The 14,386-nt window shown below is 69.3% G+C and carries 11 protein-coding genes and 1 pseudogene; 3 read left to right on the forward strand and 9 right to left on the reverse strand.

Going from position 1 to position 14,386, the window contains the following annotated elements; genetic code table 11:
- Positions 1-515: 515 nt before the first annotated feature.
- A complete protein-coding gene (locus DEH69_RS30930) occupies positions 516-1,232 on the forward strand; it encodes a hypothetical protein (protein WP_147255436.1) in 717 nt (238 codons plus the stop codon).
- A gap of 208 nt (positions 1,233-1,440) precedes the next feature.
- Here DEH69_RS30930 and DEH69_RS05340 read toward each other — a convergent pair whose 3' ends face one another.
- The 5 genes from DEH69_RS05340 to fxlM all read right to left on the reverse strand — a co-directional run bounded on the left by DEH69_RS05340 (position 1,441) and on the right by fxlM (position 8,162).
- Positions 1,441-2,397, reverse strand: a complete 957-nt coding sequence (locus DEH69_RS05340) for a thiopeptide-type bacteriocin biosynthesis protein (protein ID WP_113685721.1) — start codon at positions 2,395-2,397, stop codon at positions 1,441-1,443.
- 12 nt (positions 2,398-2,409) lie between these two features.
- Positions 2,410-3,546, reverse strand: a complete 1,137-nt coding sequence (locus tag DEH69_RS05345; RefSeq protein ID WP_113685722.1) for a lanthionine synthetase C family protein — start codon at positions 3,544-3,546, stop codon at positions 2,410-2,412.
- Positions 3,543-6,593 (reverse strand): lantibiotic dehydratase, encoded by a 3,051-nt coding sequence (locus DEH69_RS05350; RefSeq protein WP_258534452.1) that lies wholly within the window; start codon positions 6,591-6,593, stop codon positions 3,543-3,545. The genes DEH69_RS05345 and DEH69_RS05350 overlap by 4 nt, the downstream gene beginning before the upstream one ends.
- Before the next feature lie 81 nt (positions 6,594-6,674).
- Entirely contained in the window at positions 6,675-6,866 is a 192-nt protein-coding gene (locus DEH69_RS05355; RefSeq protein WP_113685723.1) for an FxLD family lanthipeptide, read from the reverse strand.
- A 66-nt stretch (positions 6,867-6,932) separates the two neighbouring features.
- A complete protein-coding gene (fxlM, locus tag DEH69_RS05360) occupies positions 6,933-8,162 on the reverse strand; it encodes a methyltransferase, FxLD system (protein WP_113685724.1) in 1,230 nt (409 codons plus the stop codon).
- Between the two features lie 313 nt (positions 8,163-8,475).
- On the opposite strand from fxlM, the gene DEH69_RS05365 reads away from it, so the two are divergent.
- Together DEH69_RS05365 and DEH69_RS05370 are read left to right on the forward strand one after the other, a co-directional pair.
- Complete coding sequence (locus tag DEH69_RS05365) at positions 8,476-9,252, forward strand: aminotransferase class IV family protein (protein WP_113685725.1); 777 nt, start codon at positions 8,476-8,478, stop codon at positions 9,250-9,252.
- 10 nt (positions 9,253-9,262) lie between these two features.
- Positions 9,263-10,198, forward strand: coding sequence for an SUMF1/EgtB/PvdO family nonheme iron enzyme (locus DEH69_RS05370; RefSeq protein WP_113685726.1), 936 nt, complete (start codon positions 9,263-9,265; stop codon positions 10,196-10,198).
- Between the two features lie 75 nt (positions 10,199-10,273).
- Here the strand turns inward: DEH69_RS05370 and DEH69_RS05375 are convergent, their stop codons facing one another.
- The 4 genes and pseudogenes from DEH69_RS05375 to DEH69_RS05390 form a co-directional block, all read right to left on the reverse strand.
- On the reverse strand, positions 10,274-11,923 hold the full coding sequence (locus DEH69_RS05375) for a mobilization protein (protein WP_181727269.1): 1,650 nt from the start codon (positions 11,921-11,923) through the stop codon (positions 10,274-10,276).
- Positions 11,920-12,432 carry a plasmid mobilization relaxosome protein MobC gene (gene mobC / locus DEH69_RS05380; RefSeq protein ID WP_309302759.1) on the reverse strand — a complete coding sequence of 171 codons (513 nt, stop codon included), beginning with the start codon at positions 12,430-12,432 and terminating at the stop codon, positions 11,920-11,922. The genes DEH69_RS05375 and mobC overlap by 4 nt, the downstream gene beginning before the upstream one ends.
- 284 nt (positions 12,433-12,716) lie before the next feature.
- Positions 12,717-13,530: pseudogene (locus DEH69_RS05385) on the reverse strand (DUF2637 domain-containing protein).
- Positions 13,531-13,739: 209 nt separating this feature from the next.
- Positions 13,740-14,386, reverse strand: a 647-nt coding sequence (locus DEH69_RS05390; RefSeq protein WP_113685729.1) for a DUF3631 domain-containing protein, incomplete at its 5' end; no start/stop codon positions are given.

A 14,386-nucleotide genomic window follows, 5' to 3' on the forward strand; every position in this document is an offset into this window, starting at 1 on the left:
AAAGCCGCACTCGTCCTCAACAACGCATGGCACAAACATCGTTGAGAAAACCTCAGTCTCCACCAACAGCACAGCCCCGGCCTGGGACACCACCCCACGGCCGCCGCCCTCGACACGAACACGCGGGTACGGCCCGATACGCTTCTTCACCTGGAAAGTGCCTCCGACGGTGGCGGGAACAAGGACCTAGACAATCCCCATTCTCGCTGGTCAGAGGCACTTTCTGCTTCCGTGATCACCAGCCGGACAACGCCCCACATGAAAGCCCGAGGCTAGCCGGGGCCGCCCGTGACGTCGCCCCGCACCTCGCCCGTCTTGGGACGGCTGACGGCGGCATACCGGTAGAAACGCGGTCTGACGAGGTCTTGCAGCAAACGCGTGACGCCACACTCGCATCCGTCAGAATGGCGGGCTTTGATCCGGACCACATTGCCAGCTGGTCCCTTTCGGGGAGTCCGAACCAATCGTTCATTGAGCGCATTCAGCATCAAGACGGTCCATCCCATGAGGATGACATGATCACACACGATGCGCAGCGGTTCCGTGATTGGCTCGGACCTCAAGACTGGTTGAACCGATCAGCCTTCACGGGCTTCAGTCAAGGGGGGCAGCGTCTCGTTATTTACAATGCGAATCGTAAAGCCGCAGAAGAAACACTAGGGGTGGATCTCATATATTTCCACGAGACGCGAAACAGTTTTGTGCTCGTGCAGTATAAGCGGATGACCCGACAGGGGAACTCGGAATGGAGGTACTATCCGAATGGTGACGGGAATCTGCGGGATCAGCTTGAGCGAATGCGGGCGATTGATGAGGAGTGCGCCAAGCTGAGCCTGGAAACAGACGACTATCGACTTAACCCAAAGCCGTCTTGGTTCAAGCTCTGCCACGGTGACTCGATCCTCCCGGATGCGAAGACGCTCACGCCTGGCATGTACCTAGCTCGGGAGTACTTTGACCAGCTCTCTGCGCGGGCCAACTCTCCAGGCCAAGCGAAAGCATTCAGCCGCAAGACTGTTGAGCGCTACCTGGACAATACCGAGTTCACCGAGCTTGTTGCTGGGGGATGGATCGGAACCAGCGGATACGGGAGTACCGGAGTCCAAAAGCAGCTTGAAGCCAGTCTCGCTGGTAGTCGTGAAGTCGTCTTCGCGGCTGTAACTGGCAACACCCCGTCCAAGAGTGAACGTCTTCGGTCACGCCGTGAAGGAGGAACGAAGAAACGGCGATGACGCCAGCGACTGCGAAGATGAGGGTGCAGGCGACGGTCTTGTTTCATATACCTGCCTTGCAATTCCAGATTGCCTGGTCGAGGTAGGAGGGCTGCCGGGGCCGCCGTGTCCTTGACGCTACCGAGGCCCTCTTTCCCGCTGCTTTCGCGTTGCCGCGTTGGGGGCAAAATGCCGTGAGGTCGTCACCGACGGGACAGAGCATATTCGCTCAGCGGTCGAGGATGGCCTCCCGTGCGGTACGTGCCCAGATGGCCTGTTGGTGGGTGGTGAAGCCCATGCGGTTCCAGTGGAAGAGGATGTGCCTGGCCAGGATGCTGCGCAGCCCGAGGTGAAGGCTGCCGGCGGGGGCGGCGTTTCCGAGGGCCCGTCCGGTACTCCGCATCTCGGTGAACCAGGTTTGCAGGGGCGTCAGGGGGCCGCCAGTGAGGAGGGCGTCCGTATCGAGGGCCAGGAGTCGCCGCAGTGAGGGTGCCATGCGGTCGAGCTGGTCGCGAGGCACGTCAGCGGGCAGTGGCCGGCTGGCCTCGACCCGCCCCCACACGTCCCCTTGTTCGCTCCATTCCAGTTCGGCGGCGCGCAGAAGGGCGGTGATGAGGAGGAAGGACGTCTCTTTGGGGCCCAGGAGATCGCCGATGCCGTCTGTCGCCTGCTCGTGGTAGTTGAGAACACCGACGCTGTCCGTGTGGAACAGCGTGTGTGCGAGCGTCATGCCGTATGGGCCGCCGAAGGCGAATGTCTCCGGCTCGTACAGGGTGGGCCACCATCGTTTGACAACGCCTCGGGATGCTGCGTGGTCGAGGGCTTCGGCGATGTGGCTGACGGTGTCTTCGCTCCGCGCGTCCGTGTCTGGCTGGACGCGCAGGCGCCAGCAGGGGTACTTGCGCACGAACCACCAGGCTCCGACCGGTCCGGTGCGCAGGGACGGCAGGAGGGAAGTGCGAAAGGCGTGTTCCGCGGTGGGGTAGTCGGCGAACTCGATGTTCACCTGATGCCAGCCCGCAGGCTGGGTATCGAGCGCGGCCAGGCCCGCCGTGCGGTAGCGGTCAGCCATGTCGGCGAGCCGGGTCGGGGAGGTGCGCGCCCTGAAGGCGGCTTCTTCCACCGGCGTTCCGGTTAGGACGGACAGGATGGCGGCTTCCATCGCGGAGGCGTTCTTGTGGTCCACTTCGTCGTCTCCTCAGCACAGGAGCAGGCAGGCGTCCCAGTCGGTGGCGGGCTCGGAGTCCGCTTCGGCGCTCTGGAATGCCAGGGCTGCTCCTGCGGTCCCTTCGAGCAGTCCGTCTTCCTCCGGAGGGCGGAGGGCAAGGAAGCGTTCGCGGAGCTCGCGGAGATGCGACTTGAACACGGCGGGGTCCTCCGCGTCCTGGGCCACGCGTTGGACCGTGCGTAGCAGGCCACCGACACCGTGGCACAGGCCGCGATTGGTGAGTTGGTCGAGTTGGAGCGGGTCGGAGAGACATGCGAGAAGTGCCCGCTCGGCCATGCGTTGCCGGTGGGGGTCTCCGAGGACGATGGCGGCGAGTTGCTGGGCGCGGACCAGCCCCGGGGTGCCATAGCACCAGGACGGGGTGGCCGAGTGGCCGGGCACCGTGGTGGTCGCGGTGACCCATCGTGGCCAGCGGGTGCCAGCGTGATCGCTGTGGCGTATCCGGTCCAGCCAGCGGCAGATCCGCCGCATCGCGTCGTGATGGCCGGGTACGGTGATGCCGCGCCGTGCGGCGAGTGCGAGGAGCGCGAGCGGACCGGCGATGCCGTGGGCTAGGCCGGCGTTGGCGTGGCCGCCGGGGGTGGGTGCGTCGAGGTGTGTGGGGCCGTGCCATACCCACCAGCCCGGCAGGGTGTTTCCGTCGGGTCCGGTGATCGGCTCGGTGAGGCGTACCAGGTACTCCAGTACGCCCTTTAGCGCGTCGCCTTCGGGGGCGCGGCGCAGCAGGAGGGCGCCGAGTCCGGTCAGTCCGCGTAGCAGGTCGTACTCGGCGAAGCTCGTCTGAGCGCCGTCGTCGATGCGCGCGTGGGCGGTGTCCAGTCGGCGGCGGGTGTGTGTGGCGACGATCGTGTCGAGGGTGTGGAGGGCGCCGGCGTACCGGTCGCTGTCGGCGGCTGCCAGGTGCAGGACGTAGGCCATCGCGGGTGCGCCGAGGAAGAGGCTTGCCTCGGGGCCTTCGATGAGGGGGCCGATGGTTGCGAATTGGGTGTGCACGGCGTGCCAGGACCCGGTGCCATTGTGGGCCTGTTCGATGTGGAACAGGGCGGTACCGAGTGGGCCGTGGGCGAGCGACTGCCGGGTGGCGTTCAACGACGAGGCGGTCGTCACCTCGGTGCTCCTTGGTGTCGTGCGGTCCAGGACAGCGCGGCGGTGCGCGCCAAGCGGCGGCAGGTGGCCTCGCCGTCGGGGTCGATGCCGGCGGCCCGGTTGTGGTGCATGTGCAGCAGGGAGGGCAGGACGGCGAGTGGATCGGCGTTGCCCTCGTTGGTGAGGGCGGTGCGGTACTGCTCCAGGGCAGTCCTGCGGCGGGCCCAGGCTGCGGCGACGCGGTCGCCTCCGGGCAGCGAGCGCAGCGTGGCGAGGTCGGTGTCCGGGGCGGACAGGCGTAGCGCCTGATTCTGTACGTCGCGGGCGGGCGCGGTGCCTTCCGACTTCAGCAGGTTTTTTACCAGCCAGCGGTGGCCGGCGGCCGGGCTGCCGGTGAAGGCCGCCGCGATGTCCAGGAAGCTGGCCGCGGTAACGGCCGGGCGCAGGTCGGCCGGGATGGCGAGGGCGAGCTGCGCGGTTGCGGCGGCGGAGTCGGCGGCGAAGAAGTGCTCGGCGGCGTCGAGGACATGTCCAGTTCCGTAGCGGCCGGTCTCGGGTTCGTCGGTGTCCCATTGAATGCGGCTGATCAGTCCGTCGTCGCGGAGCGCCGCCGCCCAGGCCCCGACGCGCTGGGCGGTGTCGCCGAAGGCGTGCGGGCCGGGCAGCTTGAGCCGGAGGCGGAGGTGGGTGCCTGAATCGCTGTAGCGGGTGAACCACCATGGCGGTGCGCCGTCCTCCCACTGCTCGAACAGCGTGGGCAGTTGTGTGGTCAGGATCTCCGCGGCGCGCTCGGGATGGCAGTAGAGCTTCAGGTACGCCCACCGGGAGGTGCCCGGCAGGCGACCGGAGTCACGGCGAACCACCGTTCCATGGAACGGAAGTGGGGTGGCGGGCGGGAGGGTGGAGGCGAACGGCATGGTGATCTCGTGTGCTCGGCCGAGCCAGCCGTACGCGTCCTCCTCCGGTGCCTCGTGCACAGTGACCGTGTCGGTGCGTTCCACTTCGATATGGAGCATCCGCAGGTGCGTGGGGTCGTCGAGGTCGAGGCGCAGGCGCTGGTCGTCGGAGCCGACGAAGACCGCGCGGGGCACCCCGTAACGGCAGCGCCAGTCCACGAGCCGGCGTATCCAACCGGTGCCATCGTGCGCGCCCAAGTCGCGCTTCCTCAGCCGCCAGCAGGCCGGGGACAGGATCGTGCGGCCGACGCGGACCTCGGGCAGGAAGGGAAGCCGGGCGGCGGCTCCCCAGGCGAAGGGGGCCAGCACGGCGACGTGCGAGCGGTGGACCTCGGTGACGAAGCGGACCAAGGGGTGCGTGGCGTTGGTGAGTTCCACGGCGTTCAGCACCGACGGCTCGACGCGCCTGCCGGTGGCGAGCGATACCAGGTAGAGGCGTTGGGAGTCCGCGCCGACGGCGAGATCGTCCAAGTGGAGTGTGGCGGCCGGGTTGTGCTCGCCCAGGGAGAGCAGGTGCGGTACGACGGCGGGGGCGCGGCTGACGTTCTGGGTGCGCAACCGCAGCGGCGGGCTGGAGACTTGAGCCCGGACGGCGCCCGCGTCCAGGGTGGGCAAGGCGGCGTACGCGGTCCGCATGCGCTGTCGGTCGGCGTCCTCCAGCATCGCCAGGAAGCGTCCAGTAGTCGTTCCGGCCGCCAGCGACAGGCCCGCGAGGGACAGTTCGAAGCGGCCCTGCTGCAAGGCGGCCTGCGATTTCGCGAGCACCGTGAAGCAGAGCTCGACGTGCGCGGGTACCTGGGAGACATCGCCGACCGCGAGCGCGGCGAGATCCTCTTCTGTGAGAACGATTTCGCGAGCACGGCTCGCTGCGGTTTCCTGGGCGAGTGCGAGGAGGTGTTCGTCCCGGCGGGTGGTGGCCAGGACGGGCCGGCTCAGGACGGAGTCCCGGTAGCCGGCCGGGAAGCCCAGGCCGATGTCGGGGTCGGTGAGATCTCGTAGTGGGACCAAGGCGCCCATGCTGTACCGCTCCAGAAAGCGGGCGCGGTAGTCCTGCCAGGCCACGGGCCCGTTCGGGTAGGGCGAGATGCGTGTCATGACCGTCAAGGCGCGCTCCGCCTCGCGGGCGACCTCCGTGGGGAGAGCGATGTCGCAGTCGGGGCGCAGGTTCACCGCGAGGGCCCGGTCGGTCGCCCCGGTCACGGCCGTCATGCGTTGGGTCGCCTCGGTGCGGATGGTTCGCTGCTCCTGGGCCGGTGTGGCGTCGTGGCGGGTGAGGAGCTGGTGGATCCGGCGGAGTGGCCCGATGGTGGGTTCGGCGTCGGAGACGACGTCCGCGCCGAGAGAGGCGAGTTGAGACACGACGTCGCCGAGGGCGTCGTCGGTGGTCATGGGCGCCCGCAGGCTGGTGAGGAGAACGCGGTGCGCGACGAGGTGGCGCAGCATGTCCTCGATCACGGCGCTGGGGGTGTCCGGGTAGTCGCCCCGCAGCTTGGCCACGATGTCCTCGACCGTGATGGGGGTGCGGGCGAGGTCGAGCACGGTCTCAACGGCTGGGGTGCGCCGCAGGTTCACTTCGGAGGGTCCGTCCACGCCGGGCTGGTGCGGCATAACGACCTTGGTGCCCCGGACAAAGCAGGTGGGTTCGGCCATGACAGGCAGGAGCCGCAGCAGGCCAGGGTGCGTCTCCAGGGTGGTGACCGCGTCGTTCAGCCACTTCGCGTCCGCGCGTGCAGTGACGCGGTGCCGCGTTCCCCAACGGACTTCCACTGTGTCGCCAAGGTGTAGGGGCGCGGCTCCCGCGAACAGGCCGAACGGAGTGGCGCGGTACCGCATCCGCAGGAGGTAGCGAACCAGCGACACGACGGCGCGCCGCACCGTACGGGGCCGCTGGATGTGGCCGGCGATCACGCCGAGCACGGTTTCGGCCAGCGGAGGGCTGGCGACCTCGATGGCCGCCGCCGTGGTGTCGTCCGCCCAGATCTGTCGCATCCACTGCCGCCAGCGGTGAACGTCGTCGGCGGTGTCGCCGTCCACGTCCGGCCAGGAGGGCGGCTCGGCCGCCAGCGGACGGGCCACGGTTCTGATGAGCGCGGCGTCAATGGCGTGGTACATCGCTGTGCCTCCTTCCTCGTCGCGGAGCGATGCCGGTCCGAGGCGGCCTATGGGTACCGCCCCGGACCCCGTACCGCTGGATCAGCCGCCGATACAGGTGCTGTTGGAACAGGCGGACTGACAGGTGGAGGTGCAGCCGTCGCCGGTGTCATTGAGCAGGCTGGCCACGACCGGGGCGGAGGCGAGGATCTCGATATCGAGGTCGAAATCCGAGCCGGCGTCGGGCGCGTACTCGGTACCGGTCTTGAGCGTTGCGCTGGTCTGCGGTGCCATCTCGTTCCTCCTGTGAATGTGCTGGTTGGCTGTGCCCTTGCTGCCTGGCCCGTGGTGCCGTCGGCGCTACGGCCAGGTGATCGTGATTCGCGTGTGCGGCCGGTCGATGACGCGGCCCGCGGGTAGCTGGTCGTCCGGCGTGTCCGCCGGGTGGACCCCGAGGCGAGCGCGGTTGCCGCGTTGCTCGCGGCCCCAGACCTGGATCTGCTCGACCATCCGGTCGCCGACCGCCCGTGCGCGGGGGCCGTGGGCGATGACGCCGAGCTCGAACCGGTCGGGGTCGTCGGTTGGCCGGACCGTTCGGTAGGCGAAGCTGTCGCCCTCGACGAGCGTGGGAATGCCGTGCGGGGAGATCGACGCGACCAGCCCCCGGGCCCGGGCCGCCGGCTTCCCGGTGAGGAGCGGGAGGTTGTCGAAGACGGTCGTCAGCCACAGGTCGAGGTGTTCGTTCGACTCGTCGCCCGCCAGCGTCACCCCGGACCACGTCTCAACGCGCGGAGTGTTCAGGGCGGCGCGCAGGGCCTCGGCGTCGGGCTCCGGGTGGCCGTCCAGCCGCAGGCCGACCTCCTCGCCCTCAACGTCGTGCAGCAGAACGAGGCGTACGCGGTTCTCACCGGTCCCCTGCATCGGGACGAAGCCGCACAGTTCGAACCCGTCGCTGACCAGACGGTGCCCGCGGCGGACGAACGCCACTGTGCGCGTCATGCCGCGCATCCGCAACGGAACGACGAGCCGGCCACCCTCCACGAGCTGCTCCCGCCACGCCGGAGGGACGTCGGCGGCCTGCACCGTGACGATGACGCGGTCGTACGGGGCGTGCTCCGGTACTCCCCCCTCGCCGTCTCCCGTGACGACGCGGACCCGACCTTCGTAGCCGGTCTCGTGGAGGAACTTCTCCGCGCGCCCCGTCACCTCCGGGTCGATGTCGGCGGTGACCACCAGGCCGTTCTCCCCGACGATCTCGGCGAGGTACGCGGCGTTGACACCCCCGGAGCCGATCTCCAGAACGCGCATTCCTGGACGGATGTCGCCCTGCTCGATCTGCATGGCTTGGATACGCGGCGCGGACACGGAACTGAGCTGGACGCCGTCGGGGTCCGTCTTCGTGATCACGGCGTGTTCCGCGCGGTAGGTCTTTGCCATGTCCTCGTCCGGGGTGGCGAGGTGGCGCGGGACCCTGCGGAAGGCGGCCACGGCGCGGCTGTCCCTGAGCGCCCCCATGTCGACGAGCTGCCTGACCATCTCGTCGCGCAACTGCTGTGCTGGCACAGCGGGTTTCATGTCGTCGGTCGTCATGTCGGGTGGTTCTCCACGGTTCTCCTTCTCGGCGATGCGCGCCGGGTCCGGACTGAGGCTGGCGGCAACGTTCGGTAGCGGCACAGTGACAAGACAAACGGTGGAACCGCCGCTCATGGAAGGAACTTTTGCCGAACTTCGGTGGCACCAGCGAGGGCTGGCCCTGTGGCTCCGCGTCGAACTGGGGCCCGCTCCTGGCAGGAGGCGTCCGGGCGACGCGGGCGGCGGCTGTGGAACTTCTGCTGAACTTCGGTGCCCCTCGCAGCCTGAGGGGCTGGTCGGCCGGGCACCCGCTGCCACACTGATCCCTGTGATGGAACTGAACGGACGCCCCGCCGATCCCGAGTCCCTGAAGGCCCTGGCGCTGACCAACTATGGGCACTTCACCTCGATGCGCGTGGACGACCAGCGGGTACGCGGTCTTGCCCTGCACCTGGAGCGGCTCGAACGGGACTGCCGGACCGTGTTCGGCGCCCAGCTCGACACCGATCGCGTACGGGAGTACGTGCGCCGTGTCGTGAACGGGCAGGACGGATCGTTCGTGGTCCGGGTGAGCGTCTTCGACCCGGCCCTGGACATGGGGCACCCCTCATCGCCGGCCACCCCGCACATCCTGGTGACCACACGCCCCACCGGCCCGATGCCGCTGCCGCCACTGCGCGTGAAAACCGTCCCGTACGTGCGTGATCTGCCCGCCGTCAAGCACCTCGGCCTGTTCGGGGCCCTGCACGCCAGGCGCTCCGCGCAACTGTCGGGCTTCGACGACGCGCTGTTCGCCGGGCCCGACGGCCTCGTGTCCGAGGGCGGCACCTGGAACGTCGGGTTCATCGACGCCGACGGAGCCGTCGTGTGGCCCAAGGGCGAGGTCCTGCCGGGCGTCACCATGGCCCTGCTCCAGCAGCACCATGCCCATACGACGTCGCCCGTGCCGTTGGACGAGGCACGCGCGATGCGGGCCGCGTTCGCCACCAACACCAGCATCGGCGTCCGGGCGATCTCGGCCATCGACGACACCGCGTTGTCGGCCGAGCACCCGGTGCTGGCGTCGCTGCGCGACGCGTACCTGAGCCTGCCGGGCGACCCTGTCTAGGAGCCTTGCCATGGGGGTGGTCCGCTGGACCGGACGAGAGACGAAGGCGCTACGACTCGCGCACCGCATGACGGTCCGGGCGTTCGCCGCGCGGATCGGTGTGAGCGACCGCATGGTCTCCAAGTGGGAGAAGCGCGGTCTCGGCATCGTCCCGCGTCAGGGCACCCAGGCCGCGCTGGACACCCTGTTGTCCGTCGCCGGCACCGAGATCCAGGAGCGGTTCGCCACGCTGATCACCGAACAGGCCGCGTCCGGCGAGGATCCGCGCACGGAGACGTTACTCGCGGCCGACGTCCGCCAGTACCGGCGCCATCCCGTGGACGGCAAGCTGATGGTGCTGGTCGAGGAGGGCATCTATCTCTCCGGCCCGGGCAACGAGGCCCAGTGGCTCCCCGCCTTCTGGATCGACGTCTTCCCCACCACGAACGCCGACTACGCCCGGTACATCCATGACACCGGCGCGGCGCCACCCCGGCACTGGGGCGGCGACGGCCGATGCCCGGACAGCGTCCACGACCACCCCGTGGTGTGGGTGACCTGGCACGAGGCCGCCGCCTACGCCGCATGGGCGGGCAAGTCGCTGCCGACCAGCCGACAGTGGGAGAAAGCCGCTCGCGGCCCCCGAGGCAACACATATCCATGGGGCGACTCCGCGACCGCCGCCAAATGCAACGTTCGCGAATCCGGGATAGGGCGCACTACTGCGGTCAGCCGCTACCAGAGCGGGGTGAGTCCGATGGGCGTCTTCGACCTGTGCGGCAACGTCTGGGAATGGTGCGCCACCGAGTCCCGGCCCGGGCGCTACCAACTGAAGGGCAGCGCCTTCACCAGTCCGTTCGAACTCGCCGCGCCGTCCTCGTTCAACGACGCGGCCGGGACCATGCGGGACGACGACACCGGCTTCCGCTGCGTCGCGGCGGTGGACAGCATGCCGCCTGCCGACTGACCGTGTTGGGTGTGATCCCCGCCGGGGGTCACTGTGAACGGTGACCGGCCGGTTCTGGGCATCCGGCGCTAGCGGTCACCGGAGCCTTCGCACTGAGTCGGAGGTGTCGGCTTGCCGAGGTACGCGTGAGACCGGCGGTCGGGTCCGCTCGGGTGCTGCCTGCCTCCTGGTTAGGCGAAGCACGCGCCAGGTGAGGACCTCGGCGGGCGATCGTGCATCCTCCAGGCTCCTCTGGCCGAGTGCTTGTTGGAGGATTCGTTCCGGCTGGTGACCGGCTTCCTCAGCCTCGGCGAGCGCGGCGACCAGAGAGCCCCAGGCGGGGTCGTCGAGGATCTGCCGGGCGTGGGCGGGTGCACCCTCGTGTATCTGCCGGGTGATTCGTTCGATCGTCTGCCGTGGTGGCCTGCGGTGGGCGAACGCTGTCAGGGGCGCTGCGGCGGCTTGGGCGTATGCGGCTTGGAGGTGGACGAGTGTCTGGCGGGCTGCTGCGACTTGCTGGTCATGCTGGTGGAGTTGGTGCCAGCGGATGGCCGCCATGACGACGAGGAGCGCGGCGTCGAGGAACATCGCGAGCCCGGCGCCGTCGCCAACCACAGGCTGGGTCCGCATGCCGCGTAGGGCTCGGCGTAGCGCGTGAGCGTGGCGGTGCTCGGCCTGGACGCGGGAGCGGGTGGCGCGTTCGAAGGCGATGGCGGCTTGCCGGAGTTGGGGCCGGATGTCCTGCGGGGCGAGGAGGGGCAGGGTGTCGAGGGCTTCGCCGAAGGCGGCGAGGTAGGCCTGGGCGGCTTCGGCGTCCGCTTGGTCGATGTGGTGAGGGACGCGTTCGATTGCTGCGGTGGCCTGGTGCCATGGCTCGGGACTGCGCGGCCCCGTCGGTTCTTCTTCTGTGGCGGTCAGCCGCTCGCGGATCTTGGGAAAGGACAGGTCGGGGGCGAGTTTGGAGCCGGAGAACCAGACGGGTTCGCCAGTGGCGTTGGTGTCGCCGTCGAGGGCGACCTTGTAGCCGCGTATGTCGCCGGAGGGGAAGCGCTGGGTCTCGATCAGCACGCTCCCGGTACCGGCGAGGATGCTGAGGAATTCCTCGGGGGTGGTGGCGATGGAGAGTGCGGTGCGGACGGCGACGCGCAGACGTTCTCGCGCCGTTGCCTGGTGCCCCGTGCGGTGGGCTTTCTCCTGCTCGGCGCGGGTGGGGCGCTGCGCGGCGGTGCGGTCGCCGCGGGCGACTTGGCGGAGTCCGTATTCCTTCTCGATGGAGGCGAGTTCCTGGTCGGCGGTGAGGTAGTCGTTCCAGTGGCGGGCGGGGCGCAGGTCGCCGCGGACCTTGGTCGCGGCGATGTGGATGTGGTCGTCGGCGTGACGGACGGCGACCCAGCGGCAGCCGTCCGGGTCGCCGTCAGGTGCGATACCGGTGGTGTGCACGACGCGGCGGGCGATGTCGGCCCACTCCTGGTCGGTGAGGAGGCGGTCCTCGGGTGCGGCACGCAGGGAGCAGTGCCACACGTGCCGCTTGGGAGCACGGTCGCCGGCCTGCTTCACGCGGAGGTCGAGGGCCCTCGCGAGTTGCTTCTTGGTGGCGTTGAAGTCGGGGGAGCGGCCGGGGTCGGGGGCGAAGCCGTCCCAGGAGGCGACCAGGTGCGGGTCGGTGTGCTCGTTGGCCTTGCCGGGGCCGTAGAGATAGGCGATCAGTTTGCCGGTGTCCTGACCGCCGGTGATCTTGGCGATCACTCCGTGGCGGCCTTTCCGGCCGCGGCACTGTACGCGGCTGCGTCAATGGCGGCCACGGTGGCGCGGACGGTGTCCAGGAGCCGGTGGGCGCGGGTCAGGACGGCCGCGTCCACAGGGTGTGGATGGCCGCCGGAGTTCAGGACACGGGCGATCTGGTTGACGTTGGTGCCGATCTTCGCGGCTTGGGCACGCAGGGCGTTCAGCTCGTCGATGCAGTCGTCGATCGCGGTGCGTTGGCCGGGCAGAGCGAGGTCGCCTTCGAGGTAGGCCATGACAGCGGCTCCGACGAGGTGGGCGCCGGCGATGTTCATCGAGCGGGCCTTGGCAGTGATCGCCTGTTTCTCGGCGACGCTGTAGCGGACGTCGACTCGCTGGGTGCGCTGGACATCGTCGCGCTGGCGGCGGCGGGCTATGCGGCGGAGCGCGGCTTCATCGGCGGCACGCGGCAGCAGCGGGCCGGCGACGGCCTCCCCCTCGGGCACCTCCTGGTGCCCGAGGACTTCCGCCACCCCAGGGGCGGAGATCCCCCCGTCGGACCGGCCCTTGGACGGTCCAACGCCATACCTTGCTCCGCCGGTAGCCGTGGCCGTCATCCTCTGCTGGTCAATGGGGAGTTCGTGGTGAGGGTCGGGCATGGGCCTTCTCTCTGCGGGGTGATGCTGGTTGGGCGGTGGCTCGGCCCACTCGTTGCGTGCCTGGTGGGGGCAGGTAGGGGTGGGGTGGTGATGTCGGGTGGACCCGTTGCGGGTCCGGGACCCGTCCCCGTGCTGAGCTGCGCGGGGGTCGAGTCGGGTCAGCCTCGGGTGCTGGTGAGGGCCTGATCGAGTTCGGTCTGCAGGCGGCGGGTGATCTCGGTCAGGCGGTCTTTGCCGACGGAGTGGCCCTTGGCCCGGATTGCCGCTTCGACATTGCGGCGCGAGACACGACCCTGGCGTCCTTTGGGAGCGGTGCGGCCGATGGTGAGGAGTTCGTCCATGGTGGCGCTGGGCTGTCGGCCCCTGGACTTGGCGGAAGGCTCGGGGGCATCCGCCACATCGGCGGCGGGGACGTCCAGCGCGGCACTTCGACTGTCGGGTTCGGCGTCGGTGTGAGCGGAGTGTTGGCGGTTCTCGGTGCCGCTGTTGTCGCGGGTTCCTGAAGACTGACCCCCAGGAGTCTTCCGAAAGTTGACCCCCTTGTTGATCATGGAGGGTGCTGAAGGTGGAGGATTGGGCCGAGATACGTCGTCTGCATCGAGCGGAGAGCGCGCCGACGGTGAGGTCGTCCAGGTGCAGAGTGGTGTGGGGGGTTTGTTGGTTGAGGCGGACGGCGTGGAGGGCGTTGGCCCAGATGCTGGTGGCGGTGGCGAGGCCGACGAGTGTCCAGACGTAGAGGCGGGAGTGGAGTGGGGCGGTGCGCAGGATGAGGAGGGCGCCGACGCCGATGGCGATGAAGCCGTCGATCACGAGGGGGAAGGCGTAGGTGAGGGGTCCGCGGATGTGGGTGGCGACGGCCATCTGGCGCAGGGCGTCGTAGGAGATGGCGAAGCCGAGGGTGCCGAGCAGGGCGATTCCGAGGCGGATCGCGGCGGTCCCGGGTATGGCGGTGGTGGCGGTGGGTGTGGACATGGCGAGGGCGCTCCGGGTGGGGATGGCGGCGTGCCCGTAGGTGCGTGACCGGGGGTGCCGCCGTGGGTGCGATGACACTCGTCCCACCCGTTGCGTGCCTGGTCAGGACAGGTACGGGTGGGGTGGTGATGTCGGGTCGACCCGTTGCGGGTCTGGCACCCGTCCCGGTGCTGAGCTGGGCGGGGACGGGTGGGACGGGTCCAGCCGGGTCAGGCCGAGGCGGTGGTCTGGTCGGGCTCGACTCGCTTGGCCGGTGCGGGGCAGTAGCGGGCCCAGGCGTCGAGGAACTGGGTGCGGGCGTAGCCCTTGGCCTGGGTGCCGCCGGGGAAGCGGTGGTTGCCCGGGCGGATGCCGTAGTCCTCCAGCAGCAGGCCCAGACGGCGCGGGTTCAGCCCGGTGGGGCCGTGCTCGGCCCAGGGCGCTTCCGGGTCGGCGTTGAGCTGCTCGATCAGGCGGCTCGTGCGCAGCGCGGGTGGATCGCCCTCGGCGGCGAAGACCTCCCGGATGTCGGCCAGGATGCGGGTGCGCAGGCCCGTGTCGGTGTCCTTGCCCGTCTCGTGAGCGGTCATGGCCCGGCAGGCGGTGCGGGCGAGGGCGGGCCATTCACCTCCCGCGAGGTCGGCGATGACGATCAGGGGTTCCCAGGTGTCGGCGGCGCGGTCCTCGACCGGCATGACCGGCTCCATGTCCCTGGCCTCGGTGTGGAGGGGGTGGAGCCAGGCGGTGAGGCGGTCGCGTATGGCGTGCAGGGCGGGGGTGTCGCGGCCGGTGCGGAAGGCGGCCACGGTTTCGCCCGGTGCGCGGCGGCGCATGCGGATGACCACGGAGCGGTCCATGATCGTGTCGGGCAGGTCGC

The sequence above is a fragment of the Streptomyces sp. PT12 genome (genome assembly GCF_003311645.1).
Taxonomy (GTDB): domain Bacteria; phylum Actinomycetota; class Actinomycetes; order Streptomycetales; family Streptomycetaceae; genus Streptomyces.

What these genes read in the sequence shown, in the direction of transcription:
- DEH69_RS30930 (WP_147255436.1), top strand. Translation starts at nt 516, where the DNA reads ATGATCACACACGATGCGCAGCGGTTCCGTGATTGGCTCGGACCTCAA.
- DEH69_RS05350 (WP_258534452.1), bottom strand. Translation starts at nt 6,593, where the DNA reads ATGTACCACGCCATTGACGCCGCGCTCATCAGAACCGTGGCCCGTCCG.
- DEH69_RS05355 (WP_113685723.1), bottom strand. Translation starts at nt 6,866, where the DNA reads ATGGCACCGCAGACCAGCGCAACGCTCAAGACCGGTACCGAGTACGCG.
- fxlM (WP_113685724.1), bottom strand. Translation starts at nt 8,162, where the DNA reads ATGACGACCGACGACATGAAACCCGCTGTGCCAGCACAGCAGTTGCGC.
- DEH69_RS05365 (WP_113685725.1), top strand. Translation starts at nt 8,476, where the DNA reads ATGGAACTGAACGGACGCCCCGCCGATCCCGAGTCCCTGAAGGCCCTG.
- DEH69_RS05370 (WP_113685726.1), top strand. Translation starts at nt 9,263, where the DNA reads ATGGGGGTGGTCCGCTGGACCGGACGAGAGACGAAGGCGCTACGACTC.